The sequence below is a fragment of the Chryseobacterium viscerum genome, assembly GCF_025949665.1.
GTDB classification, from domain to species: domain Bacteria; phylum Bacteroidota; class Bacteroidia; order Flavobacteriales; family Weeksellaceae; genus Chryseobacterium; species Chryseobacterium viscerum_A.
Genome location: NZ_JAPDFT010000001.1, coordinates 772,803 through 799,010, shown reverse-complemented (window position 1 = coordinate 799,010; position 26,208 = coordinate 772,803). Strand labels below are relative to the sequence as shown.

Below are 26,208 nucleotides of genomic sequence, written 5' to 3'. Positions count from 1 at the left end.
AAATCATCCATATGGTATTCAAAAAAATTGTGGTAAGCTTTTTTATTCTGCTGATATTCATTGTGAAAGCCCAGAATGAATTTATCACTATCTGGAAACCTGCCTCTACTGTAATACAGCCTATCACCGTAAGTGCACCCTATCAGGCAAATGACCAACAGATATGGTTTCCCGGAATTGGCGAAAACTATGATATTTATTGGGAAGAGGTAGACTATCCCCAGCACAATGGTTCTCTTACCAATATAACCTCTACAAAACAGGTTTTTATTGATTTCGGTACATCAATGGCAGAAAAGAATGATGCAAAATATAGAGTAAAAGTGAGTAACGGGAATGGAGTTTTTCAACACATAAAATTTGGAGATGTACAGGAGGTTCAACTTCCGGATCAGATTTTTCCGGTCTGGCAGATTAACGGAAGCGCCGATAAAATACTGGAAATAGAACAATGGGGAAATATTGCATGGACAACAATGAACAGTGCTTTCAGCCAATGTAAACTGATTCAGCTCACTGCAACTGATATTCCAGATCTTAGTAATGTTGAAGATGCTTCTTATATGTTTTACGGTGCAAAAACCTTTACAGGCGCAAGCTCCATGCAAAACTGGAATACTTCTAAGATTAAGAAATTCAGATTTATGTTTTCTATTATCTTTGATAGTATCAATACTTCAATTCCCGATCAGTTCAATCCTCCTTATTTTAATAGCTGGAATATGTCGTCAGCAACTGATCTCAGTTTTATGTTTGCAGGAAGAGGGATTTTTAACCAAAAATTGAACAACTGGAATGTTTCCAATGTAACTGATATGAAATGGATGTTTGCTCTTTGTCCAAACTATAATCAACCCATGGATAACTGGGATACCTCAAGTCTTGAAGACATTCGTTTTATGTTCCATTTTGATTCCGGTTTCAATCAATCCTTAAATAATTGGAATACGTCTAAAATTAGCAATATGGCCCATGCTATTCATGGCTGCACGGCCTATAGTCATTCCCTTGAAAACTGGGATATGACCAAGGTTACCAGAATAGATCAGATTCTTAAGGAAACACCCAACTTTAATCATTCCCTTGCAAGCTGGAATCTTGCCAGCGTTAATAATGGAGCCCAGGCTTTTATGCAGACAGGAATGGATTGTGAAAATTTCAGTAAAACACTCGCAGGATGGGCAGATAATCCTGATACTGCCAATAATGTTGATTTAGATATTGTAACCCCTTTGACTTATGCTTCCAATGCCGCAGATAAAAGGAATATTCTCATCAGCAAAGGATGGATGATGTCCGGTGATACAGTAGGAAACTGTTTACTGTCTTCATCAGAAGTCAAGCTGAATAAAAAACTTTCACTATATCCCAATCCCGCTGTGGATGATATTCATATTGAAGGACTAAGTGACATTAAAAAGTATAGAATTTTTGATGCAGCTGGAAGACTGGTACTTGAAGGAAACCCTAATAGGGATATGATTAATGTAGGATCATTACCGAAAGGAAATTACATTTTACAACTCATTCTGAAAGATAAAACAATCTCTTCAAAATTCATCAAGAAATAAAACAAAGAAGCCTCGCTGAAAAGTGAGGCTTTTATTTTGAGTATTAAGATCAACTATTTGTCAAAATGATTAGGGTGCTGGGCTTTGATATCATCTACCGTTCCTAAAACTTTATCTTTTAAGGAATCCTGATATTTCTGAAGTTTTGCAGCTACTTCCTCATTACTGCTTCCTAAAATTTTTGCTGCTAAAATTCCTGCATTTAAAGCTCCGTTCAACGCCACGGTAGCTACCGGAATTCCGCCGGGCATCTGAAGAATAGATAAAACAGAATCCCATCCGTCTATAGAATTACTGGACAAGATCGGAACTCCAATCACAGGAAGTGTTGTACAGCTTGCCACCATTCCGGGAAGGTGCGCTGCTCCTCCAGCTCCTGCTACAATAACCTTCAGACCTCTTTCCTGAGCAGTTTTTGCATAATCGAACATTCTTTCCGGTGTTCTGTGTGCTGAAACTACAGTGAGTTCATAAGGGATATCAAGGCTTTTAAGAAAATTTGCAGCCTGTTCCATGATCGGCAGATCACTCTGACTGCCCATAATAATTCCTACCATCTTCAATTTTATTAGATGTCCAAAGATAAAAAATAAAAATTTAAGCTGGAAGCTGGGGAAAGGGAAGCTGGAGGTTCTTTAAAATCCATTAAATATCTCAATTAAACTAAACTAAGCATCAACCAGATAACTAGCAACTATACAACCACCACCCTTCCTCCCTCAATCTGTATCATCAAAAATTGAAACAACTGTATCCATCATAATCATTTTAAAACCTCTACATTTGTTTGTTACACTACTTATTTACGTTGAAAGATTATAAACTCATTTTTGCTGTTATTACCGTTGCTATGGTATGGGGAACTACCTTTTTAGCAATACGTGTGGCTGTGGAAACAATTCCTGCATGGTTTGTAGCGGGAATCCGTCAGTTTCTGGCTTCTATTATTATGCTTGTTGTTCTACTTTCCAGAAAGGAATTCAAGTGGATTGGCTGGAAAAGTTTGGGATATCAGATTATTTTCGCTTCCCTGATGCTGGTGGTAGCTAATGGAATGACTACTGTGGCTGAAGAAACTGTTTCAAGCAGCCTTGCTTCACTAATCAGTGCATGTTCACCTATTCTCGTGTTCCTTGGAAGTGTGGCGGTAGGATTACAGAAATTCAGTTTGCGGGCCCTTAGCGGTGTTCTGCTATGTTTCAGCGGAATTCTTTTTATTTTCTGGGACGGCCTTAAAGATCTGGCCAACCCTGATTACAGAATGGGTATGATCTTCCTTTTCTGTGCTATTGCAGGCTGGGCTTCCGGAACTATTTTTACCAAGAAGTTAAATATCCAGAGCGGAAATATAACGTTGAACCTGTTTTATCAGTTTTTGTTCGCAGGAGTTGTCCAAATTATTCTTGCCTTCCTGTTCTCTGAAAATTATAACTTCGGAAACTGGACTATTAAAAGTATTTCAGCAATGTTATACCTTTCTGTTTTTGGTTCCGTAGCAGCTTTCTTTGCGTTTCACTATGCACTGACAAAAATTTCACCGGTACAGGTTTCTATCCTTGCCTATATCAATACCATTATTGCGATATTTCTGGGCTGGCTGATTATGGATGAAAAAGTGACATTTAAATTTATCCTCGCCGCTGTAATGATCATCTGTGGTGTTTTTATTATTAATTACAAACCGGGGATGTTTAAAAGGCAAAGAATCGAGTCTTAAGGCCGAAAATAATATCAAAAATCTCACCCAATCTATCCGGCTGTTTTTTAACTTATTAAATGTAATTAAAACAGGATCCGTTTCAGATGGGGTTTCATATTCTCTCCATTTTTCCTATATTGTATACTCCAACCGATACAATATGCTGAAAAACACATTTTTTTTATTTCTGGTCTCTTCTTTTCTTCTTGTAAGCTGTGATTACAAAGAGAAGGAGAAAAATCTGACAGACAGAGAGAAGCAATTATTAGAAAAAGAAAAAGTATTCGCTAAGAAAGAATCCGAATATCAGTCGCTTCTGAAAATGAGGGACAGTATTTTCGCCAAAAAAGATTCTGTGGTGATTGCTGCTGCCTGGCCCACGGAAATCTCCGGTCCATGGAACGGAAAGGTAATCTGTACGGAATCCAACTGCAGTGAATATGCTGTGGGTGACCAGCGTACTGACATATGGGAATTCGATAACGATTCTACCCAGCCTATTACCAAAATTATCAATAACAATAATCTGGTAAGGCTGTATACGGGCAAATTTGAAAATAATGAGATCAGATTGTCTTTCAAAACAGATTCTACGGCAAAAAAAAATGTAGAAATGAGCGTTCTTCTTAATGATATTTCGGACAACAAGATCAAAGGAACAAGAACCATCACATCGGATGGCTGTACCGCCAAGTTCTCTGTTGAATTAGTACGTTCCACAAAATAAACACTTATGATTTTACTGAGTATACACAACCTGAGTTTTCCCATAGAAGATCCGGTACTTAAGTTCCTGTTGGTACTGGTCATCATCCTGGCAGCGCCATTGCTACTAAATAAAATTAAAGTTCCACACCTGCTGGGACTTATCATCGCCGGAGCCGTTATTGGTCCGAACGGATTCAATGTATTATCAAGGGATAGCAGCATTGTTGTGACGGGAACTACCGGATTGCTTTACATCATGTTCCTGGCAGGGCTTGAAATCGATATGGGTGATTTTAAAAAGAATAAATGGAAAAGTCTCACTTTTGGTATTTATACTTTTACCGTTCCTTTTGTACTGGGATATTTGGGAGGTTACTACCTTCTTCACTTTTCAATGCTGACTTCTATTCTGTTTGCCAGCCTTTTTTCATCTCATACTCTTATTGCTTATCCGTTAGTGAGTAAGTTAGGAATTGCGAAAAATAAAGCTGTTAATATCACCGTTGGAGGTACGATGATCACAGATATCCTGGCCTTATTGGTACTGGCTGTGATTGTGGGAATGTCTCAAGGAGATGTTGGAACAGAGTTTTGGGTTAAATTATCCGTCTCATTTGTAGTGTTTGCTTTAATTGTACTTATTGTATTTCCTATTATAGGGCGTTGGTTTTTCAAAAGAGTGGATGATAAAATCTCACAGTATATTTTCGTATTGGTCATGATTTATCTGGCTGCCATGCTTGCTGAACTGGCCGGTGTGGAAGCGATTATTGGAGCTTTCTTTGCCGGCTTGGCTTTAAACCGACTTATTCCTCACACTTCTTCTTTAATGAACAGAGTTGAATTTGTGGGAAATGCCATCTTTATTCCTTTCTTCCTGATCAGTGTAGGAATGCTGATTGATTTCAAAGTGTTCTTCAAAAGCTGGGAAACATTGGAAGTAGCGGGAATTATGCTGGTAGCTTCTATTGGTGGAAAATATCTTTCTGCCGTGGCGACTCAGAAAACATTCAGGCTGACCAAAGAGGAAGGAAAACTTATATTTGGGTTAAGTTCTGCCTCTGCAGCAGCTACATTGGCTTCAGTAATGGTAGGATACAACATCATCCTTTCCGAAACCGAAACCGGAGAACCTGTAAGATTATTAAATGAACACGTACTGAACGGAAGTATTCTGCTGATCCTTATTTCATGTACCATCTCTTCCTTTATTTCCATGGCGAGCGCTCAGAAAATTGCTGAAAGTGATAATGAAGATACTGTTTCAGGGAATACGCATGAAGAGGAAAGTATTCTATTGGCCATCAACCACGAGGCAACTGTTGAGCGAATGGTGAATCTCGGAATTCTGATCAAAGCCCACTCCAATACAGAGGATCTTTTTGCTTTAAATGTGATCAATGAAGATAAAAATGAATCTTCTGTAAAGAATGCTGAGAAACTTCTTCATCAGGCCGCAGATGCAGCCGCAGCCGCAGATGTGAAACTGCAGGCCTTAAAAAGGTATGACAATGACGTCGTTAATGGAGTCAATAATGTTATTAAAGAACAGAAAATTACAGATCTCATCATCGGATTAGAGGATGAAAAAGGGTTTTCCCCTTCTTTTGTGTATAATCTTTACAACGGTTATCTGCAGAATGACGATGTGAATGTATTGGTATATCATGCTGCACAACCGCTTTCTACCATTAAAAAATATGCCGTGATGATTCCTGAAAATGCTCATCAGGAAGCGGGATTCTTCCACGCATTGCTGAGAGTCTGGAATATTGCCAGAAATTCCGGTGCTACGGTTGTCTTTTATGCTCCGGAAAATATTATTGATATTCTTCAGAAAATCATAAAAAAAGCCAATATAGAAGCTGAGTTTATTATCATGAATACCTGGCAGGACGGCGAAAGAACTGCTGCCCAATTGAAAGATGATGAAGCCTTGATTATTCTAATGGCAAAACGTGGTATGAAATCTTATATTCCAAGAATGAGGCTGATCCCGGAACTTCTGAACAGAAATCTGAATGATAACAATTACCTTCTGATTTTCCCTTTCTCAGAATATGATAAAAACAGTCCGGAAATACGTTCTGTAGGAAATCACGGAGACTTTGTGGAGATTGGAAATGTGATTCAGAAGATTTTTAAATAAGAGGATGGAAGCTGGAAGAAGGATGATGGAAGTTATCTATGTCTGAATAATCATTTTTTTATTAAATTATCAAACAATTTGAGTGATTATATAACAAAATAAAGGGAGCCGTTTCTATTTAAAAACGGCTCCCTTTTATTATTTTAAACTGAGATTACTCAGAGATTACTCTTACCATCCCCTTCACCATGACAAGCTTTTCCATAAGCTCTTCTCTGGAATCAGCTAGAACGTTGATATGTCCCATTTTTCTTCCTGGTTTCGTTTCTGTTTTTCCATATAAGTGAATATAAGTTTCAGGAAGCTTCAAAACATCTTCCATTCCTTCATATACTACTTTTCCGGCATATCCTTCTGCTCCTACCAGATTCAGCATTCCGCTGTAAGTGATGGCATCAGTATCTGCTAAAGGTAAGTTTTTAACCACACGGTACATTTGCTCAAATTGCGAGTTGGTATTCCCTTCCTGACTTTGATGTCCTGAATTGTGCAGTCTTGGAGCGGTTTCATTCACCCATACTTTTCCTTCTTTATCAAGGAATAATTCGATGGCAAATAATCCCGGAGAGTTCACAGCATTTAAAAATTTCTCTGTAATGGAATCAATCTGGCTCTGAACATCTTCCGTTAAAAGAACCGGGCATACATTGAAGTCTAAAAGGTTCAGTTTTGGATCAGCAACCATTTCTGTGACCGGGAAAATATTGGTTTCTCCTTTTTCATTTCTTGCCACAATTACGGAAAGCTCTTTTTCAATATCTACCAGACTTTCAATGACAGAAGCTTCCGTCCATAAGTGCTGATAATCTTCTTCTGTTTTGATAACCTGTACTCCTTTTCCATCATATCCGCCTGTATTCATTTTCTGAACGAACGGCAATGGCATGATAATTTTTTCATCACTGTTCCACACTACCTGAAATTCAGGGCTTGGGATATCATGGGTTTTATAAAATTCTTTCTGAAGGATTTTTTGCTGGATTGTTTTGATGATATTGGCATTGGGAACCACTTTTATTCCCTGTTTTTCAAGTTCTACCAGTGCATCAGCATTTACGTGTTCTATTTCAATGGTTACAACATCCTTATCTTTTCCGAAGTTCAGAACCGTTTCGTAGTCATTAAAATTTCCCTGTGTAAAATACGAGATATTATGACATGGCGCATCAGAAGCCGGATCCAGAGTATAAAACTCATCGTCATACTTCAGTGCACTTTGTATCAGCATTCTTCCCAGCTGTCCGCCTCCCAGAATTCCTATTTTCATTTTTTATTTTTATTAAATTTACTTCTTATTGAATTTTATCGATTTTTAAATACCCAAGCCCCATCGGGTTTTCCTGATTTTCTGCATCAGATTTTTTAAGAACGATCGTATATTTTTCTTTCATATAGGCAGGAAGGATATCACTTACATTGAAAATATCATCAATATCTACTCCATGCTTATCATCAATATGGCTTACAGCGCCTTCAAAGCCCATCGTCTGATAAAATTCGGTAGCTTTTGCTCTTTTAACAATTTCCCCCATAGACTGCCCCACCATTAAGTGCTGCTCATGGAATTCTTCAAAGAAACCAGGCTTATAACCTCCCAGATTGAGGAAAAACAATTGATCTTCTGAAGATTTTTCTCCTTTCTCTACAATCTCCACTTCATAGCCATCAGCAAATTTTACTTCCTGGTAACAGTCCAGATGAATTTTACCTTCTGCTTCCTTCCAAAACTCTTTCATATCCGGAATCAAATCTTTAAGATTCTCTGCTATTCCGAAGAAAACATCGTGCTGCTCAATATTTCTTCCTTTAGGAGTTGCCCCAAGGATGACATAAAATAATTTCATTACATTTTTCATGCATGCAAAAATACGTTAAATTTATCTTTTTCAAATGTTTGGCAGACTACTACAATAACTTTATATTTGTAACATTATTTGTAGTATGTCAGAAATCATCATACTCTTCCTTGGCGCAATTTCCGCTGGTCTTTTAGGTTCACTTACGGGTTTAGGAGGAGGAGTTATTATCATTCCTTTATTAACGCTGGGTTTTGGCGTTCCAATGCATTATGCTATCGGTGCTTCACTTATTTCTGTGATCGGTACCTCTTCCGGCGCGGCTGTAGCTTTCGTCAAAGAAGGTTTTACCAACATGAGAATCGGGATGTTTCTCGAAATAGCCACCACAGCAGGAGCCATTGCGGGTGCCTTAGTTTCGGGAATGCTTAACCCTAATACAATCGGAATTATTTTCGCAAGTATTCTTCTTCTTACTGTTATTCTGAATCTTAAAGGGAAACCGGATCACCAGGAACCTTTGGTAAAAGGAAGCCTGGAAGAAAAGCTGAAATTATACGGAACATTCCCTGATAAAGGAATATTGAAAAACTATTCTGCAAGAAATACAGTTCCAGGATTTTTGATGATGATGTTTGCGGGTGCTATGTCCGGACTTTTAGGAATAGGTTCCGGTGCTTTGAAGGTATTGGCAATGGACAATATGATGAAACTTCCTTTCAAGGTATCTACAACAACCAGTAACTTTATGATTGGAGTAACGGCTGTTGCCAGTGCACTAATCTATTTCCAGAGAGGAGAAATTATTCCTGTGATTGTAGCTCCGGTTTTAATTGGAGTTGTAATCGGAAGTTTTATCGGCTCAAAAACGCTGATGGTATCAAAGACCAAAAAATTAAAAGTATTTTTTGCCATTGTTATCACGATTCTGTCAATTTACATGATGTATAACGGTATCAACAAAAGCTTCAGATAATGAAAAAGAATTTTACAGATGTAGATCTGAACCGCTCCGTAGGAAACCTTCTGAGACTGGGTGTTATTCTGTCTGTGGCAACCTCCCTGATTGGTTTTATCAAGTTATTCTTTGAGGGTTTTAAAATGCCCGAAAAATACACAAGCCTTGTGGTAGGCACTTCTTCAGAGAAAGTATGGGGACATTTCTGGAATTCCCTGTGCAAAGGAGAGGGAATGGCTATTATTCAACTGGGAATTCTTCTGTTGATATTCACTCCTTTGATGAGAATTGTTTTTGCTTTAATAGGCTATTTAAAAGAAAAAGACTACGTGTATGTAGTCATTTCTTCAATTGTTTTAGCAATTATGGCTGTAAGCTTCTTTGCCGGCTACGCCCACTAATTCTTACATTTCATAAAATTCTAACGGCAGCTGATCAGGATCCTGGGTGAAGAAAAATTCTTTCCCCGTGAATTCATCTATCCGGATTTCTTCACAATTCAACCCCTTTTCTATCAGTTCATTTCGTTTTTCAGTTACATTTTCAACGGAAAAAGCGAGATGTCTTAAGCCACATGCTTCAGGACGTGATGGACGCTGAGGAGGATTGGGAAAAGAAAACAGCTCTATCACATAATAGTCCCCGATCGCGAGATCAAGTTTATAAGACTGTCTTTCTTCACGGTATACTTCCCGGATAATATTCAGACCTAAAATTTCCGTATAAAATTTCTTTGAAACGGCATAATCTGAGCAAATGATTGCAATATGATGGATCTTCATTTTCTACTTCTTGTTTGATATTATTATTTAATTTCCTTACAGCCTTCTTTTCTTCTCGTATCAATAATATACTGGATTTTCCATTCGTTGTTCTGCTTCACCAACTGAAAGCTATTAGCCCCGCAATGTGATAATTTTTCTTTTAAATAAAAAGAGTAAGGCGTAAATACACTAGCCAGATTTCCATCCGTATGAATGGCTTCTACAATAATTCTTTCATCCAGATCTCCCTTTGTAAATTTTGAAACCGAAGCAACAAAATCTGATATGCTGTCACTTTTTACAGTACCATCCTTCGTGATTGTTTGAAGAACGGCATTTTCAGCAAAGGCTGATTTTACCAGCTCAGGATCTGCATTTTTCATGCCAAGGAATAAGTTACGGATAGGTTTTTCAATATCCTGATTCTGCTGCCCGAAGCAAACAGCACTTAACAGTAAAAGAATACCAGCGATTTTTTTCATGTAATACGTTTTAAGAAATAAAAATAGGGAAAATAATGTTTCAGCTAAACGATTTTCTTCAATTTCAAATACTTGCCCATAAATGTAATCTTCCTTTTACACAGTATTTATTTTAACTTCCTTAGAATGGCAACTTTTGTTTGTATCATTTTAATTGTTGATATCATCTGCCTTTGTCATTCCGAAGGAATCCAGGCTAGCCAATTTTAATATAAAAACATTCTTATCCCATACTTTGCTTAGATTCCTACGGAATGACAGTATGGTTGTTTTATCTTCTTATTAGGTTGATGGATTAATTTTTTATCACTCCGTAGAAACTGGATATTCACATAAAATAGAAGCATTTGTACCTTCTAATAGGAAACAAATTCAATCATAAAACAATAAATTTTCAAAAACATTTTTTGTAACTTTTGTAAAAATAACGCACAAATGATAGAATTTTTAAATGGTAAACATACCTACTATATCTATATTTTGACCAACAAAAGCAGAAGAGTTTTATATACAGGAGTAACAGGTAATCTTCATAGAAGGTTGTATCAGCACAAAACAAAGCTGAATCCTGGCAGCTTTACAGCAAGATATAATCTTGAATTTCTAATTTACTACGAAAAATTTAATTGGATTCATCATGCCATTGCGAGAGAAAAAGAAATTAAAAACTGGGCAAGAGCTAAAAAACTAGAGCTTATAAGAACGGTGAATCCTAATTTAGAATTTTTGAATTATTTGTTTGAAAACTGGTCTTAATACAATAAGTTATAAATTTCTAAGAATACCAACCATTACATATTATGAACTGAATGTGTAATAAAACACGAATTTTGTCATTCCGTAGGAATCTATGCAAAGTATAATTAATGAGTCTGGATTCCTACGGAATGACAAAAGTGAAAACAAACAAATCTGTATGAAAGAACCATCGCATAAAAATCCTAGCTCCTTTATACTAAAAAAGTGGGCCAAAGCCCACTCCTGTTGAATATTATTTTTTATCAGAATCCAAAGTTCCATCCCCAATTAATCGTCCTGTTCCAGCCAAAGGCTACTTTTACCGGACCTTCCTCATATTCAGCAAAAAATATAAGTATTAAAGCAATAACTATGGCAATCAGAATATAAATTTTCTTCTTTTTCATACTAGAATTTCATCACATCCTTCACTACCCCGTTTTTCTGAGTGTGCTGTAATAACTCAGCTTCAATGAAAGTTTTAATCTTTTCTTCAGAATCATTGTTCGGGAACAAAAGATGGACATTAGCTCCTGCATCCAACGTAAAGAATAAAGGCAATCCGGTTTCTCTTCTGAAATCCCAGATTTTGTTGATGACTTCCAATGTACCTGTTTTCATCAGGATAAAAGCAGGATCACTCATCATCATCATAGCATGTAATGTAAGTGCTTCGTGTTCTACCAGCTTGATAAAACGTTCCATATCTCCGTTTCTCAGGATCTCTTTCATTGGTACAAAGTTTTCCCTTGCTTCCTGGAATCTTCTTTCTGCGTAAGGATTGGTATTCATCAAACCGTGTCCTACTGTTGAAGAAACACTCTTCTGTCCTTCATGAATTAACAATACCCAGTCGTTAAAGTTTTTAAATACTTCATGAATTTCAGCATCCGGATATTGTACTCCAAACAGATCTGAACTTCCTTCTACCTCATCAGTTCCCCCCCATACAACAAGACCGCTGTATAAGCTTCTGCATGCGCTTCCACTTCCTAATCTTGCTAAAAATGAAGCCTTTCTCAAAGATTCTTCTTCAGAAGTTTTCCCTGTAAATGAAGCATCCAATGCCATCAGACATTTTGCAATCGCTCCAAATCCTGAAGCTGAACTAGCAATCCCGGAACTGTGTGGAAATGTATTTTCTGTTCTGATAACATATTTCCCTTTTAAAATCCATGGAAGATACTGTTCTATATTTTTGAAATATTTCTCAATTTTTTCAGCAAACTTCACTTCTTCGTTACCGGCCAGAAAAGTCTGTACTGAAAAAGGTTCATTTGCAATAAACCCCATTGAAGTATTAGTTTTACAATGGTTTAATGTATAGCTGATGCTTGGGTTGGCAGGAATCTGATCAGCATATTTTCCCCAGTATTTAATCAGGGCAATATTAGACGGACAGCTTTCTGAAACCGTTTGGGTATGAATGGTGAAATTTTCTTTTCCTATAAAATCTTGTGTCGTCATAGTTTAATTTAAGTCAGTATTTTGAACCACCCTGTCAAAAATTCTTTGAATTTTCGCCACCCTTTCGAAGGAATGGAATTTCACGTCTTCAGTTGTGATTAACGTGAAAACAAGAGGTCAAAAAATTTTTAATACATCTTTTCTATAATGTCTGCGTATTTTTTGATCACTACATTTCTTTTGACCTTCAATGTAGGGGTAATTTCGCCTGTATTGATATCAAATTCTGCCGGCATCAAAGTGAACTTCTTCACTTTTTCATAGTCTGCCAGGTGGCTCTGTAATTCTTTTAATTTCTCTTTATAAAGGTTGATGATCTTTTCATTTTTTACAGCGTCTTCCCAATTGGTGAAAGGAATATTGTTTTTCTTGATATAATCCTGTAAAAACTCAAAATTAGGAACGATCAATGCTGAAACAAACTGTCTTCCCTCTGCAATCAGCATAATCTGCTGAATGAAATTATTATTGGTCAAAAGGTTTTCGATCTGTTGAGGAGCAATATATTTTCCATTGGAAGTTTTCATCAGATCTTTGATTCTGTCTGTAATAATCAGATTTCCTTTATCATCAAATTTTCCTGCATCACCAGTTTTGAACCATCCGTCTTCCGTGAATACTTTCTGGGTTTCTTCAGGTTTATTGTAGTATCCTTTCATGATTCCGTTACCTCTCGCCTGAATCTCATCATTCTCTCCGATACGCATTTCTACACCTGGTAAAGGTTTCCCGCTTGTTCCATGTTCAAAATGAGTCAGGGGGAAAAGCGTCAGTGTTGCGGTAGTTTCCGTTAATCCATATCCTACTGTTACATGAATTCCTACTGATTCAAAGAAACGGGTAACTTCCGGTGACAATGAAGCTCCTCCACAAGGTAAGAACCAAAGTCTTCCGCCCATTTTCTCTTTGATTTTACTGAAAACCAATCTATCTGCAACAGCTTCTTTGAATTTTAATCCAAAAGGAATCGTTTTTTCATTTCTTCTCAATTCAGCAGTTTCCCAACCGGTTTTAAGGGCCCAGTCAAATATTTTTTTCTTTAATGATGAGCCTTCTTCCGCTTTTTCAAGAACTCCGGCATATACTTTCTGGAAAAATCTTGGTACTGCACACATAGCAGTAGGTTTTACTTCTTCCAGTGCTTTGGCTACATTTTTAGGATCTTCCAAGAAATACACTCGGGCACCACCATATAAACATAATAAGCTCCAGCTTCTCTCAAAAACATGGCTTAATGGTAAAAATGCCAATGAAAGTTCTTCTTCAAAGTTTTTAAATTTAAAAAACTCAAAATGTGAGTCAAAAGCTTTGATAAAATTCCCATGGGTAAGCATTACTCCTTTCGGAACTCCTGTTGTTCCGGAAGTATAGATTAAAGTGGCAGTATCATCATTTTCTTTCTTGCAGATCTCCAGAGCTGGTGAAGCTTTTGCAATAAAATCTTCAAGATAAAAACTATTGAATTCTTTCTTGATCCACACTGCTTTTTTAGAGACAATAATGGTTTCAAGATTGTTTTCTTCTTTATGTAAAAACTCAAGACAGGCATCATACTGTATTTGGTTTCCTACTAAAACTACTTTAGCTCCGGAATCGTTAATGATATGTTCTGCCTGCTCAGCATTATTGGTTGAATAAATAGGCACCGTAACTGCACCAATTGCCATTGAAGCCAGGTCAACAATCATCCATTCGGACGAGTTATCTGAATAAATAGCGACTCTGTCATTCTCCTGAACTCCAGCCTCCTTTAAGGCATTGGCTGTTTTAAAAATAACCTCACTGAATTTTTTCCAGCTCAGCTCTTTCCAGGCAGCATCTTTCTTTTTAAATCCAATAGCTGCTTTTATAGGATGTTTTTCTACATTTTTAAGGATAATTGCCTCTGCAAGATTCATTTCTTCAGCTTTTTGTCGTTAATATAATTATTCAGGTGAAAGTCGATACTTTCTTTTACAGGAATAAACTGATAGTTCAGTTTTTCTTTGACTTTGTGATTGGAAATGGTGTTGAATGAAGAAATGGCTTCAATATTTGATTTGGTAACCATTTTCAGTTTGGGAATCAGCCATCCGAAAAGGGTATTGGCTATTCTTCCGATATTTAATACAGATTGTGAAAGAATTCGGGCATCTTTAAGTCCCAGACGGGTTCTGACCTGTTTTGCCAGATCGGCATACCTGTTGTTTTCAGCAACAATGATAAAACGTTCTCCGAAAAGATTATTTTCCATTAACTCTATTGCAGTATTGGCTACATCTCTCACGTCAACATAGGCAGAACCTCCTGAAAAGGTAAAACTATTGTCTTCGAAGGTAGAGAAAAGCTCACCGCTGCTTTGGCTCCAGTTTCCACTTCCTACGATCATTCCCGGATTGATAATCACGACATTCATGCCTTCTGCTGAGGCTCTCCATGCTTCCATTTCAGATAAATGTTTGGATATAGCATAGGCAGAATGTTCCAGTTTTGGATTAAAATCAGAATCTTCATCCAGTTCTCCTTTTTCATTGAAATTATCAAGAACAGCCACAGAACTCACATGAAGAAATTTTTTAACGTCTGATCCTTCGCAGGCAAACAAGAGATTTTCTGTACCCTTAATGTTTGTACGGTACATTTCTTTTTCATCTTTGGGATGAAAGCTCACTTTTGCAGCACAATGATACACCTCATCCACACCTTGCAGTGCTGTTGTCAGAGAATCGAGATCATCAAAATCTACGTTTACCCATTCGATCTTATTAAAAAAATCGTCGGGATTTTCCGTATAAAAGCTGTATGAATGCTTTACTTCGTTTAAATTGCTGCCCGGTCTTTTGGAAGCACGTACATTTTGACCCCTTTTAAGAAGTTCCAGTACAATTATTCTTCCCAGAATTCCGGTAGCACCCGTTACAAAAATCATTAATTATTTTACTTGATTACTGACTAAAATATAACAATATTTTCTATCCGGCAATTCTTCCGGATCCGGCAAAAATTCCTCAGAAAAACTGCTTTTGCAAATTTGCGATTTTTAAAGCATAATTCAACTTTATTTAACCAATATTATCACTCAGAAATCAACAAACCAGAAAAATTTTAATTACAATAGATCATTACATTTAAAAGTCCTGAAAGAATGTACAACTTTCAGGACTTTTATCATAAGAAACAGCCTATTTTCTAAGCCATTACCTCATTATTTCTTCTTGGAGCTTTGTCACAAAGAACGTCTGCAATGCTCTTGGAAATAAGGTTTCCTTCTGTAAGATTATCCAGCCAGAAAAATTCTCCTGCTGCATTGATTTCGATGAAATAATATTCGTCTTCAGGGGAAATGATCATGTCAATTGCTCCATAGTCTACATTGTAAATATCCAGAAGTTCAAGCAGTTTTGCTTCCACATCTCCAGGAAGTTCTGCTCTGTTCCATTTATCAATGAGGTTGATCCCATCTTTTCTCCAGTCTACTTTAGCATCTTCGGACTGCTGGGAGTCTATTTCAAATGCATAAACATCTCTTCCTACAATGGTAATACGAAGTTCTTTTTTCTTTTGAATCATCTGCTGAAACTGCATAGGGCAGTATAACAAGGAATCAAGCTCTTCCAGTTTATCTTCGCTGACAACATTGGTAAACACTACATTTTCAACACCGTCTTCATAGATGGCGAAACCGGTTTGCATTTTGGCTACCACATTCTGATGTTTCAGAATAAATTTTCTGGCTTCATCAGGATTGTTGGTAAGGCATGTGGCCGGAATGGTCAGCCCTAATTTATCTGCAATTTTCAATTGTTCTTCTTTGCTGTCGAGTCTTCTGTAAACACTTGGTTTACCTAAAGAATATGCATCTACAGATTCAAAGAAACCGAAAAGTGTATTTCTGATTTCTCCCATTGCTGCACCGTAAAACTTAGAATCCATTTCTTCTCTCAGGCCTTTTCCGATATTGTAGGCTCTTCTGTACCATATGGCAGAAATATCATCCAAACGATGTTTTGCATCTTGAGTTTCAAGAAAACTTATCCATTCCCCATCCTGAAAAATGGTAGACAGTTTGTTTTGTAAAGGATAGATATCAACATCAAAACGAATGACTTCACAGTCATTTTTTCCGATGTATTCTGTTACTTTTTCAATAGAAAAATTATCTGCAGTATGGGTAATAATTAAAATTTTATTCATGGAAATTGATTCTTTTGATAAGATTATCGGCAATTCTTTCTGCAATGGGAAATCCCAGTTCTTTCTGAAGCATTCCCCACTCTCCCTGTGGATTCACTTCAAGGAAATAATATGCTCCGTCTCTTCCTTTGATCATATCGATAGCTCCTATATAAAGTCCCATTTCGTTCATCATGGAAGTGAGATTGGTTTTGATGAAATCCGGAAGTTCATAAGCTGACCAGAAATAGCCTTCACGAGCAACCCGCCAGTCTGCATTTTCACTGTTATTGATCTTTCCTGTGAAAAAATCACCGTCTACATAAACGATTCTCAATTCGTATTCTTTGTCAATGTAGGGTTGAAAAATCATCGGACAGTAAGCAATATCTGAAAGATGTTCCAGAGATTCTTCTTCAATAACCGTAGTGGAAATCATATTTTCTCCTGACATGGTTTTTGCTGTCACTCCATGAAGCTTAGCAATTGCTTTTCCCTGACAGTATTGATGGAAAAATGTTGTTATTCTTTCTTCATCATTGGAAAAAATGGTTTTGGGAATGGTTAAGTTATTTCTTTCTGCTACTTTTAGCTGAAAAATCTTATTTCCATCCACCTTTTTTTCGTTTTCATAAGGATTAATCCAGGGAATATGTTCTAAGGCAGTCATCAGATTATAACGCAGACTTCCGTATTCATTCAGGAAGATTCTTTCATAGTCCTGATCCAATTCTTCGGGAGCACTGATTCTCCAGGCTTTTCTATGCCATACCCCTTTAATAGCATCCGAATGAATGGTATTTCCGAACTCGTCAGTCAATTCAAATGAATTTTCATGAATGCTGATTTTCTGAAGATGATTCAGGCGGTCAGAATTCAGTCTGAAATAGGGGATATTTTTGGAGGCCAGGTATTCAAAAAAGATATCGATATTATAAAAATCCTGTGAATGGGTGATGCAGAGAATCATTTGCCGGTTTTTATTAAAAAGGGAAACTTAATGTTTAAGTTTCCCCTACTATTTTATTAATATTCTACCTGATTTTATAGTGGAATAGTGATTGTATCGTCATCACCATCAGATGGATATTTCAGCGTGTGCATCATATCATCTTTCGGAGAAGTTACAACGTCTACTGCCGGCTTTGTAATCACGTCTCTTTCAGGAATTGTAATATCAGTTCCTCCTTTTACAGTTTCAGGATCCTTCACCTGTTTTTCCAGAAATGATGCGAAAAACGGTTTCTTCTTTGAGTTATTGCTTTTCATAATGTTTTAGTTTTGTTTGATATATAATTTAGCCTAAACTTTATATTTCTTATGCTTCTAAAACATCCTCATCTCCGTCAGAAGGATATTTCATTGTTACATTATCATTATCAGGCTTAGTAACATTATCCTTAAGAGGAGTAGTAATCTGATCCTGTAGGGATGTCGTAATCTGATCTGCAAGTACAGAAGTAATACCTCCTCCTTTTACTGTTTCAGGGTCTTTAACCTGTTTTTCTAAGAATGACGCGAAAAATGGCTTCTTTTTTGAATTTTTGTTTTCCATAAGTTAATATTTTTATTGTTTTGGAAATCCAAAGTACAAAAAATTCAAATCATGGAGAAATAATATTACTTTTTAATAAAAATTTAACATAATGTCAAAAAATAAAGTATAAAATTAATTCAATTCAAGAAACTCCTTAACAACGTTTGCAAAATCAACTGGATTTTCGGCCTGCACCCAGTGTCCAGCATTTTTCACCGTAACTACCTTAGCTTTAGGAAATTGCTGCTTGATTCCGAATTCATCCTGTGGCAGAATATAATTGGATTTTGCCCCTGCTATAAATAATGTATCCCCTTCAAAAACTCCAAATTTAACAGCATTGGATACAAATTCAGTATATTTTTCAGATAATGTTTTAAGATTAAATCTCCAGCCCAGTTTTTTATTTTCATCCCAATACAGGTTTTTCGTTAAAAACTGTATGGTTGATTTTTCAGGAATATACTGGTTAAGAACTGCTTCCACTTCATTTCTTGAGCCAACTGTATTAAAATCAACAGTTTCCAGGGCTTTGATAATTCCCTGGTGGTGTGGTGGATATGCTTTAGGTGAAATATCGACAACAATCAGTTTTTCAACACGTTCAGGATATTTTATGGCAAACTGCATCACCGCTTTTCCTCCTAAAGAATGTCCTAAAACATGAGCTTTCTGAATTCCATAATGATCCATATAGTGTACAATATCATCTGCCAGATCATCATGAGACATACTTTCTGAATGAAAGCTTCTTCCATGGTTTCTAAGGTCGATCAGATGTACAGGAAGATATTCTCCCAGATCTTTTCCGAAACTTCCCCAGTTGTCAAGCATTCCAAATAATCCGTGAAATACAAGAAGCGGCGTATTGGTTGAATTTTCGCCGAATATTTTTGAGTTTAAGATTTCCATATTTTTTAGACGTTAGATATGAGAAATTAAAAGTTAGATAACATAAGAGATCAGAAACGAAGTTTCACTAACTTCTAATCTCTAACTTCTAGTTTCTTATTAATTACCATTTTGCCAGTCTCTTCAAATAAGCCTGAACTGTGTTTTCCAATCCCATATAAAGTGCTTCAGAAACCAAAGCATGGCCGATAGATACTTCCAACAGGTTTGGAATAGTATCTGCAAAGTATTTCAGGTTTTCTAAACTTAGATCATGACCTGCATTGATTCCCAATCCGAAATTGGTAGCTTCAACCGCTGTGTCGTAATAAGGTTTGATAGCCTGTTCTTTATTGGTAAGATAATTTTTTGCGTAAGCTTCAGTGTACAGTTCAATTCTGTCTGCTCCGGTCTTTGCCGCATATTCTACAAGCTCTGGTAAAGGATCCAGGAAAATAGAGGTACGGATACCTGCCTTTTTAAATTCTGCGATGATCTCTGTAAGGTAATCAAGATGTTTTTTTGTGTCCCATCCTGCATTGGATGTAATGGCATCATCAGCATCCGGCACTAAAGTTACCTGCTCAGGCTTCACTTCCAGTACCATATCGATAAAACTATGATGAGGGTTTCCTTCAATATTAAACTCAGTCGTAACCAACGGCTTCAGATCATAGACATCTTTTCTTGTGATATGCCTTTCATCAGGTCTTGGATGGATGGTAATTCCCTGTCCTCCGAATTCCTGAATTTTTACAGCAGCCTCTGTAACACTTGGGGTTTCACCTCCTCTTGCATTTCTTAACGTCGCAATTTTATTAATGTTTACGCTTAGTTTTGTCATTTTTTATTTTAGATGTTAGATATGAGATGTTAGAAGTTAGAAGTTAGATAACAAATTGCTATTATCATTTCACTAGTATACTTCTCTATACCATTATTAAATTTTATACTTATTATTTGATCTGGATATCAGTTGTAAAGAAGCTTAGCCTCTAACTTCTAATATCTGGTTTCTGGCTTCTATACTTTAATGCTTACCTGCATCACCTGAAGTTCAAATTCTTTGGATGCTACCAGTAAATGGTCAAAAATATCTGCCTGTATCTGTTCAAAACGTTCCCATTTGGAATCATTGGCAAAGCAATATACTTCAAGAGGCAGCCCTTGAGGAGTAATGTCCAGCTGACGTACCATTCGGGTGCCGTTTTTATCTATATCGGGATCATTTTCAATGTATTTCTGTGCATAATATCTGAAAACGCCAATATTGGTAAGCTGTCTCCCATTTACGATCTTATCTTTGTGCTCAAGGCTTTCTTTCTCTTTTTTGATCTCTGATGTTCTTTCTTCCAGATAGTCTGAAATCAGGTTAATCTCCTTTAAACGCTCAACATCTTCATCAGTCAGAAACTTAAAAGAATTGATGTTAAAGTAAATTGATTTTTTTATTCTTCTGGTGTTAGACTCAGACATCACCTGCATATTTTTGATCTCAGTGGTCATCAGATCATAAGTAGGAATGGTGGAAACCGTTTTATCAAAATTAGTAATTTTGGTTGTCAAAAGATTGATTTCCGTAATATTCCCTTCAATACTGTATTTGGGAATGCTTACCCAATCTCCTACTTTTAAATTTTTAGAAGTGGCGACGTGAAGACCTGTTACAAATCCTAAGATTGTATCTCTGAAAACCAATACCAAAACAGCAGTAATAGCCCCAAGACTTCCTACAATAGTTGTTCCTTTGATCCCAAAAATCACACAGAATCCTACGACTGTAAATATGAAGAGTCCTAAAATCTTTACGGTTTCTGAAATGGCATTAAGCGCCATAATTTTGTAAAAATCCTGTTTAATGCTGAAATAATTCCTAAAAGCTGTCAGTGATCTGTAGAGCATTCCTGCTAGTATCAATACCAGCCCCAGATTGATACATCTTATTATAAAAATGGTTGTCTTCGGCAGTGCATTTTCCGGAAATATAGATCCCTGGATTCCGGCAACAGCAATCAGGGCAGCAAAATGCGCTACAGAATTAGTGATTTTGGCCTGATAAATAGATTTTAAGATGGGGAATTTCTGTTCATTATGAAATAACCTGAAGACCGAATTAATGATGAATTTAAAAACAAAATCAGTAATAAAAAACAGGACAAGAAGTAAACTCAGTTTTACAATGATATGAAAAACCCAGTCCAACCCTGAGGGTGATATCTGGGTAATATAGATGTAAAGCTGCTCGCTTAGTTCCTGTATAAAGTTTTTAGTTTCTTGTAACTGGTCATTCATTACAGCAAATTTATGAAATTAAGAATCATCATTTTACTATTCTCAATCAATTTTCATCCCAAAAAGTATTCATTGGGAAATATTTAATCAATTTTTTTAAACAATTACATTAAAAAATATTAAATCCTTTACAGACCCTCATTACAATTGAAAAATAAACTATAAACAACGTATTTAAATGAAAAATATTAAAATAAATTACATTTTTAATGTTTTAATATTAAAATTTTATTAAATTTGGTTAAAACTAAACCCATCAAAATCAACTAAATATGAAACAAAATTACTTGTTAATCATGCTATGCAGCCTTCTGCTCCTAGCTAATTGTAAAGGAGACGACGCTGTTTCTCCTGAAGAAAATCCTACTCAGGTAGTTTCCACAGGAAAAGTGGAAGGCAAAGTATTTGCAAAAAACGGCACCAAACCCATTGGAGGAGCTCTTGTATTCACTACTGACGGCCAAAGCAATATTTACCATACCTATTCCAATGCCGATGGTACCTTCAGCTTAACAGCTCCTGAAGGCAAGACAACACTTCACATTCAGACTGGTAACGGTAAAAATTTCAGATCCGAGGTTCCGGTTACAATTAAAAAGAATGAAACAGTTACTGTAGCTGCAACGGATTCAAAGTTGGACCAAATCGCAAAAATGGCTTATATAAAAGGAAGCTATGATGAAATTGAAGCTATTATAAGTTCACTTGGATATGCTGCAACTGAAATTACTTATCAGGATTTAAAAAACATCAATACGATTTCCCAGTATGATATTATTTTCCTGAACTGCGGATCCCGTACTTATGCCCAAACAGGTACTTCGATGCCAAGCAATGACAATAATGTATATAGTAATCTTTCTACTTTTGTAAGCAATGGCGGAAGTCTTTACAGTTCAGACTGGGCTTCGGCTTATCTGGTAGGAGGAAATACAAATACTGTAAGCTGTAATGCTCCCGGTGGTTTCATCAATGATAATCTTCTTTGCCTGCAAGATACAGGAGCAGCCACCACTTATATGGGCTGTAACGTTTCAAACACTGCTTTGGCAACTGCATTAGGGTTTAATACATTGGATATTCAATATGATATGGGTGCGTGGGAAAAAATCATGAACTATGATCCTGCATTCTGGGATGTTCTTGTACAGAAAGGCAATGAGCCACTGATGATAAGAACAGGACATTATTCCAATCCTTCAGCTCCGCAAACTCCTGTAGGAACATCTTTAAACAATAACCATATCACGATCTGCCATCACACAGCAAGCGGAAATAATATTACCATTACCATCAATCAGAATGCATGGAATGCTCATCAGGCACATGGAGATACCATGGGACCTTGTTCCGGAAATTCCAGCAGCGGAAATATCTACTATACTACATTCCATAACCACGCAAGCGGAAATATCGGAAAAGCAGGCCCGATACTGGAATACGTAATCTTAAATTTGTAATAAAATTTTATAACTCGTTCTCAAAGTGGCTTTTTATAAGGCCACTTTTTTTATATTGCATCTATATTTTAAAGAATGGATACAACAATTATTAATATTTTCTGCCTTATTCTTCTGTTTGTAGGGATATTGGGAACTTTTCTTCCTGTTTTACCAGGGTTGCTGCTGAGTATCTGCGGGCTCCTGATCTATAAATTCGGGACGGATGCTGATCTTCCAATGATTTATATCTGGGCATTCGGAATTCTTACATTAGCTTCTATAGTCCTAAGCTATGTCATTCCGGCAAAAACCAATAGAAAATATGGAGGTACACGCTGGGGAAGTATCGGTTCTGTAATTGGAACCATTGTCGGGATATTTATTCCAATTCCATTAGGCTTCCTTGTAGGAATGTTTGCGGGTGTGTTTATTGGTGAATTACTTCATGACAGCAAGGATATGAATAAAGCCTTACAATCTACCAAAGGAGCACTGATTGGATTCATTTATGGAACCGGATTCAGTTTTGTAGTAGGAGTGGCAATGTTTTTGGTAGTACTTCTTAATATGTTTAACGTTATTTAATTAAAATATAAGAAACTATGTTCCATAAAGTTATCATACTCAGTCTGGGAATTTTTGCATTAACAGGATGCGATGCCCAAAAGAAAGCTAAGATTAATACAAAAACTACTGAAATGCCTGCAGGTACAAAAATAACAAGCACTGACAATCAGAAAGATGGTGTTATATACCTGAATGAAGGAGAAAATAAGTTTTTAAGAGAATACCAGATGAATGTAACGTTCAAAGGGGTTTCTGAAGACAGCCGCTGCCCTGAAGGAGTCAACTGTATCTGGGCCGGAGTCGCTCTTGCTCAGGTGGAAGTAATGGGAACGTCTACCCGGCCAATGATTCTGAACCTCGCAAGCGCAGACTATCCGGGAAGAAATTACCTCCAGTCAGCAGAATTCAATGGGTATACTATTACCTTACAAGATGTTGCTCCTTATCCAAAACAACAGGACGGAGCAAAAGCATTAGCCGGAAAATATAAAATCGGAATTACGATAAAAAAGGCAGGCAGATCAACAGGTTCTACCACGAAATAGGTTTCTTGCCTTTGGAAACAAGATATTCATTAATTTTTGAGAAAGGCTTACTTCCAAAAAATCCTCTGTACACGGAAAATGGTGAAGGGTGTGCCGATTTCAGAATAAAATGCTTAGCCGGATCTATGAGTTCGGCTTTTTTTTGTGCAAAAGCGCCCCACAGTACAAACACCACATTCTCTTTTTTATCCGAAATTTCTTTAATGATAAAATTGGTGAATTTTTCCCAACCCAGATCTTTATGGGAATTGGGTGAATGAGCGCGAACCGTTAATGTTGCATTCAATAGTAAAACACCCTGTCTTCCCCAGTCATCTAATTCTTTGGAAGTTCTTACCACTCCCAGATCATCTTTTAACTCAATAAAAATATTCTTAAGTGATGGCGGTGCAGCAACCTGCTCAGAAACAGAAAAACACAAACCATTGGCCTGAAAATCATTATGATAAGGATCCTGACCAATAATTACGACCTCAACATCATCAAAAGCTGTCAGTTCCAGTGCTCTGAAAATCTGATTTTTTGGAGGGAAAACTTTCGTCGTTGCATATTCATTCTTTACTTTCTCCCAAAGGGTTGTAAAGTATTCCGTACTCTTTATCGGGGCTAAAATTTCTGTCCAGGTCATAGTGCAAAAATAATAATATTAAAATAAAACAAGACCCTCCTTATACTTTAAATATCCTGACTTTTCTTTCAATCAGCATATATGAGAAGTAAGAGAGTAATATAGAGAAAGCTATTAATAGTATATTATTGAGATGATAAGAGTTTACAATAACGAAATCCTGTTTTTTTACAATATAATGGATGATATATAATGAGTAAGAAATATTTCCTAAGAAATACACTGCTTTGGTTTCTAAAAATATCTTTAGATAATTCTGATTCCCTTCATACAGGTATTTTATTATAAACGCAGATAATAAGGGAATAAACAATACTCCTTTTTCAACAAACAACATAGATACAAACAGTAGGAGAATGATATAAATAACGAGGTTACCTTTCTTCATTTTAAATGGTGGTAAAAGAGCAACCCCAATTCCAAGAAAATAGGAAGATACTGTTCTCAGAAGGGAAACAAGGCCATAAGGAAGATCAAGGTATCTTGGTGAATCCCCTACTCCAATCGGGGTTTCTGAACCTATATACAAATGGCCGGAAAAGTAGGGAAGCATCAACCTCAAAATCAAACTTATGATAATTAAAATTTCGCTGCGTATTTTATAGTACAGGACAAGCCATAACATAAAAGGGAATATTAAATAGCAAACCCATTCTGTGCTGAGTGACCAATAGACAACATTCAGCAGATAATCAGGATTAAAAAAGCATTGTAGTAAAGTCGCATTAATCAGGAATCCTGCTATAGAAGTCTTCATTAAAAACAATGCAATAAAAATAACTGATACAATATATACAGGATAAATTCTATTGATCCTTTTTTTATAAAAAACCTCTATTGATTTATAATTCAAATCTTTAAACTTCCCAGAATAAGACACCGTCAGTAAAAAAGCACTTAACACAAAAAAAATATCAACTGCCACATACCCCTTTCCTACTACATCCTGAATAAATTCATTCCGAAAAAAACTAAAATGAAAAAACGCAACCCATAATGCAACAATCCCTCTAAGTCCCGTTAAAGATTTTATTTCATTTTTCATATGCAATTTCAATCGTCAATAAAGATAGAGAAAAACCTGTTAGATTTTATATTAGCCATTACCAGATGGTCTTTTTAAACTAAAAATAATGTTATCCGGAAAACCTTCATCTTTCTTTCCCTCCAGCAAAATAAAATCATGCTTCACAAGAAGTCCTTTTGAATTTTCGTTCAATGTATTGGTAATCGCAACAATTTCGTGTAAATGCAATTCATTAAAACCAAAATCCAAAACTGCATTTAAAGCTTCAGACATCATTCCCTGCCTGTGATATTCCGGCAAGAGCTCATAACCGACTTCTGCTGTTGTCCGGTCTTCAGAAAAATTCCAAAGACAGATTGTTCCAATAAGATTCGGCTGATCTTTCAGGGAAATTCCCCAATAGACCGTCTGATTATTTTGAGTTCTCTGCTTAATCGTTAAAATAAACTGAAGAGCATCATAGTTTGTCTTTGGTGAAACCCTTTTCACAAATTTATTGACCTCCGGATTGCCTCGGATTTTTAAAATATCTTCTGTATGGTTTTCGTTGATTCCCTTTAAAATCAACCTTGTGGTTACCAATTTCATAATTCAAATGTAATAAAAAGAATATCATCAATTTATACAAATGCAAAGGTTATTATATCCATTTCTCATTCTGAGTAAGCAAAGAAGTGCGGCTAAGTCGCTGATAAAGCGGAAAAATAACCGAACCGCTTAGAAAGAATCAATGTATTGATTCCATTCTTTGCTTCCTTAAAGGGATAAGGTTTAGTAATAAAAACTTTGCGTAAA

At 36.4% G+C, this 26,208-nt stretch carries 29 protein-coding genes; 10 read left to right on the top strand and 19 right to left on the bottom strand.

Features of this window, described 5'->3' with window-relative positions:
- The first annotated feature begins 11 nt into the window (after positions 1–11).
- The gene (locus OL225_RS03735; protein ID WP_264517310.1) at positions 12–1,571 is read left to right on the top strand and encodes a BspA family leucine-rich repeat surface protein; all 1,560 of its coding nucleotides are present in this window, start codon (positions 12–14) and stop codon (positions 1,569–1,571) included.
- Between the two features lie 53 nt (positions 1,572–1,624).
- On the opposite strand, the gene purE is transcribed toward OL225_RS03735, so the two are convergent.
- Positions 1,625–2,128 (bottom strand): 5-(carboxyamino)imidazole ribonucleotide mutase, encoded by a 504-nt coding sequence (purE, locus tag OL225_RS03730; RefSeq protein WP_047378465.1) that lies wholly within the window; start codon positions 2,126–2,128, stop codon positions 1,625–1,627.
- 251 nt (positions 2,129–2,379) lie between these two features.
- Between purE and OL225_RS03725 the strand changes: the two genes are divergently transcribed.
- The 3 genes from OL225_RS03725 (at position 2,380) to OL225_RS03715 (ending at position 6,127) form a co-directional block, all read left to right on the top strand.
- A complete protein-coding gene (locus tag OL225_RS03725; protein WP_264518684.1) occupies positions 2,380–3,288 on the top strand; it encodes a DMT family transporter in 909 nt (302 codons plus the stop codon).
- A gap of 142 nt (positions 3,289–3,430) precedes the next feature.
- Positions 3,431–3,997 carry a hypothetical protein gene (locus tag OL225_RS03720; protein ID WP_047378468.1) on the top strand — a complete coding sequence of 189 codons (567 nt, stop codon included), beginning with the start codon at positions 3,431–3,433 and terminating at the stop codon, positions 3,995–3,997.
- 6 nt (positions 3,998–4,003) lie between these two features.
- A complete protein-coding gene (locus tag OL225_RS03715; RefSeq protein ID WP_264517309.1) occupies positions 4,004–6,127 on the top strand; it encodes a cation:proton antiporter in 2,124 nt (707 codons plus the stop codon).
- A gap of 154 nt (positions 6,128–6,281) precedes the next feature.
- On the opposite strand, the gene OL225_RS03710 is transcribed toward OL225_RS03715, so the two are convergent.
- Positions 6,282–7,394 carry a 5-(carboxyamino)imidazole ribonucleotide synthase gene (locus OL225_RS03710; RefSeq protein WP_264517308.1) on the bottom strand — a complete coding sequence of 371 codons (1,113 nt, stop codon included), beginning with the start codon at positions 7,392–7,394 and terminating at the stop codon, positions 6,282–6,284.
- A gap of 25 nt (positions 7,395–7,419) precedes the next feature.
- Complete coding sequence (locus OL225_RS03705) at positions 7,420–7,971, bottom strand: DUF1543 domain-containing protein (protein ID WP_047379475.1); 552 nt, start codon at positions 7,969–7,971, stop codon at positions 7,420–7,422.
- Between the two features lie 97 nt (positions 7,972–8,068).
- Between OL225_RS03705 and OL225_RS03700 the strand changes: the two genes are divergently transcribed.
- Positions 8,069–8,899 (top strand): sulfite exporter TauE/SafE family protein, encoded by an 831-nt coding sequence (locus tag OL225_RS03700; protein ID WP_264517307.1) that lies wholly within the window; start codon positions 8,069–8,071, stop codon positions 8,897–8,899.
- Positions 8,899–9,282, top strand: coding sequence for a DUF1634 domain-containing protein (locus OL225_RS03695; RefSeq protein ID WP_047378474.1), 384 nt, complete (start codon positions 8,899–8,901; stop codon positions 9,280–9,282). The genes OL225_RS03700 and OL225_RS03695 overlap by 1 nt, the downstream gene beginning before the upstream one ends.
- A 3-nt stretch (positions 9,283–9,285) precedes the next feature.
- On the opposite strand, the gene OL225_RS03690 is transcribed toward OL225_RS03695, so the two are convergent.
- Both OL225_RS03690 and OL225_RS03685 read right to left on the bottom strand, forming a co-directional pair.
- On the bottom strand, positions 9,286–9,663 hold the full coding sequence (locus OL225_RS03690; RefSeq protein WP_264517306.1) for a VOC family protein: 378 nt from the start codon (positions 9,661–9,663) through the stop codon (positions 9,286–9,288).
- Positions 9,664–9,686: 23 nt separating this feature from the next.
- Complete coding sequence (locus OL225_RS03685; RefSeq protein ID WP_047378478.1) at positions 9,687–10,127, bottom strand: nuclear transport factor 2 family protein; 441 nt, start codon at positions 10,125–10,127, stop codon at positions 9,687–9,689.
- A gap of 435 nt (positions 10,128–10,562) precedes the next feature.
- On the opposite strand from OL225_RS03685, the gene OL225_RS03680 reads away from it, so the two are divergent.
- Positions 10,563–10,883 (top strand): GIY-YIG nuclease family protein, encoded by a 321-nt coding sequence (locus OL225_RS03680; RefSeq protein ID WP_264517305.1) that lies wholly within the window; start codon positions 10,563–10,565, stop codon positions 10,881–10,883.
- A gap of 245 nt (positions 10,884–11,128) precedes the next feature.
- Here the strand turns inward: OL225_RS03680 and OL225_RS03675 are convergent, their stop codons facing one another.
- The 11 genes from OL225_RS03675 to OL225_RS03625 form a co-directional block, all read right to left on the bottom strand.
- Positions 11,129–11,272 (bottom strand): hypothetical protein, encoded by a 144-nt coding sequence (locus tag OL225_RS03675; RefSeq protein ID WP_156118472.1) that lies wholly within the window; start codon positions 11,270–11,272, stop codon positions 11,129–11,131.
- 1 nt (position 11,273) lies between these two features.
- Positions 11,274–12,332: a diphosphomevalonate/mevalonate 3,5-bisphosphate decarboxylase family protein gene (locus tag OL225_RS03670; protein WP_047378482.1), complete on the bottom strand. Its 1,059-nt coding sequence runs from the start codon at positions 12,330–12,332 to the stop codon at positions 11,274–11,276.
- Positions 12,333–12,460: 128 nt separating this feature from the next.
- Positions 12,461–14,230: an AMP-dependent synthetase/ligase gene (locus tag OL225_RS03665; RefSeq protein ID WP_264517304.1), complete on the bottom strand. Its 1,770-nt coding sequence runs from the start codon at positions 14,228–14,230 to the stop codon at positions 12,461–12,463.
- Positions 14,227–15,240 carry an NAD-dependent epimerase/dehydratase family protein gene (locus OL225_RS03660; RefSeq protein WP_264517303.1) on the bottom strand — a complete coding sequence of 338 codons (1,014 nt, stop codon included), beginning with the start codon at positions 15,238–15,240 and terminating at the stop codon, positions 14,227–14,229. The genes OL225_RS03665 and OL225_RS03660 overlap by 4 nt, the downstream gene beginning before the upstream one ends.
- Before the next feature lie 260 nt (positions 15,241–15,500).
- Positions 15,501–16,505: an MvdD family ATP-grasp ribosomal peptide maturase gene (locus OL225_RS03655; protein WP_264517302.1), complete on the bottom strand. Its 1,005-nt coding sequence runs from the start codon at positions 16,503–16,505 to the stop codon at positions 15,501–15,503.
- Positions 16,498–17,454 (bottom strand): MvdC family ATP-grasp ribosomal peptide maturase, encoded by a 957-nt coding sequence (locus OL225_RS03650; RefSeq protein ID WP_264517301.1) that lies wholly within the window; start codon positions 17,452–17,454, stop codon positions 16,498–16,500. The genes OL225_RS03655 and OL225_RS03650 overlap by 8 nt, the downstream gene beginning before the upstream one ends.
- A gap of 74 nt (positions 17,455–17,528) precedes the next feature.
- Positions 17,529–17,753, bottom strand: a complete 225-nt coding sequence (locus OL225_RS03645; RefSeq protein ID WP_047378489.1) for a microviridin/marinostatin family tricyclic proteinase inhibitor — start codon at positions 17,751–17,753, stop codon at positions 17,529–17,531.
- Between the two features lie 49 nt (positions 17,754–17,802).
- Positions 17,803–18,039: a microviridin/marinostatin family tricyclic proteinase inhibitor gene (locus OL225_RS03640; RefSeq protein ID WP_047378491.1), complete on the bottom strand. Its 237-nt coding sequence runs from the start codon at positions 18,037–18,039 to the stop codon at positions 17,803–17,805.
- Between the two features lie 114 nt (positions 18,040–18,153).
- Complete coding sequence (locus OL225_RS03635) at positions 18,154–18,933, bottom strand: alpha/beta fold hydrolase (protein ID WP_264517300.1); 780 nt, start codon at positions 18,931–18,933, stop codon at positions 18,154–18,156.
- 103 nt (positions 18,934–19,036) lie between these two features.
- Positions 19,037–19,756 carry a pyridoxine 5'-phosphate synthase gene (locus tag OL225_RS03630; protein WP_047378493.1) on the bottom strand — a complete coding sequence of 240 codons (720 nt, stop codon included), beginning with the start codon at positions 19,754–19,756 and terminating at the stop codon, positions 19,037–19,039.
- A gap of 179 nt (positions 19,757–19,935) precedes the next feature.
- On the bottom strand, positions 19,936–21,204 hold the full coding sequence (locus tag OL225_RS03625; RefSeq protein ID WP_047378495.1) for a mechanosensitive ion channel family protein: 1,269 nt from the start codon (positions 21,202–21,204) through the stop codon (positions 19,936–19,938).
- 272 nt (positions 21,205–21,476) lie between these two features.
- Between OL225_RS03625 and OL225_RS03620 the strand changes: the two genes are divergently transcribed.
- From OL225_RS03620 to OL225_RS03610, 3 genes are all read left to right on the top strand, one after another.
- Entirely contained in the window at positions 21,477–22,664 is a 1,188-nt protein-coding gene (locus tag OL225_RS03620; protein WP_264517299.1) for a carboxypeptidase-like regulatory domain-containing protein, read from the top strand.
- Positions 22,665–22,739: 75 nt separating this feature from the next.
- On the top strand, positions 22,740–23,231 hold the full coding sequence (locus OL225_RS03615; RefSeq protein ID WP_047378496.1) for a DUF456 domain-containing protein: 492 nt from the start codon (positions 22,740–22,742) through the stop codon (positions 23,229–23,231).
- Positions 23,232–23,248: 17 nt separating this feature from the next.
- Positions 23,249–23,758: a hypothetical protein gene (locus OL225_RS03610; RefSeq protein ID WP_047378497.1), complete on the top strand. Its 510-nt coding sequence runs from the start codon at positions 23,249–23,251 to the stop codon at positions 23,756–23,758.
- Here the strand turns inward: OL225_RS03610 and OL225_RS03605 are convergent.
- Genes OL225_RS03605 through OL225_RS03595 form a run of 3 tightly spaced genes read right to left on the bottom strand, consistent with a single transcriptional unit; the run spans position 23,745 to position 26,001 of the window.
- Positions 23,745–24,386, bottom strand: a complete 642-nt coding sequence (locus tag OL225_RS03605) for a uracil-DNA glycosylase (protein WP_149833116.1) — start codon at positions 24,384–24,386, stop codon at positions 23,745–23,747. The genes OL225_RS03610 and OL225_RS03605 overlap by 14 nt on opposite strands.
- A 40-nt stretch (positions 24,387–24,426) precedes the next feature.
- Positions 24,427–25,431 (bottom strand): acyltransferase family protein, encoded by a 1,005-nt coding sequence (locus OL225_RS03600; protein ID WP_264517298.1) that lies wholly within the window; start codon positions 25,429–25,431, stop codon positions 24,427–24,429.
- A 51-nt stretch (positions 25,432–25,482) separates the two neighbouring features.
- The gene (locus OL225_RS03595) at positions 25,483–26,001 is read right to left on the bottom strand and encodes a GNAT family N-acetyltransferase (RefSeq protein WP_264517297.1); all 519 of its coding nucleotides are present in this window, start codon (positions 25,999–26,001) and stop codon (positions 25,483–25,485) included.
- Positions 26,002–26,208 lie beyond the last annotated feature (207 nt).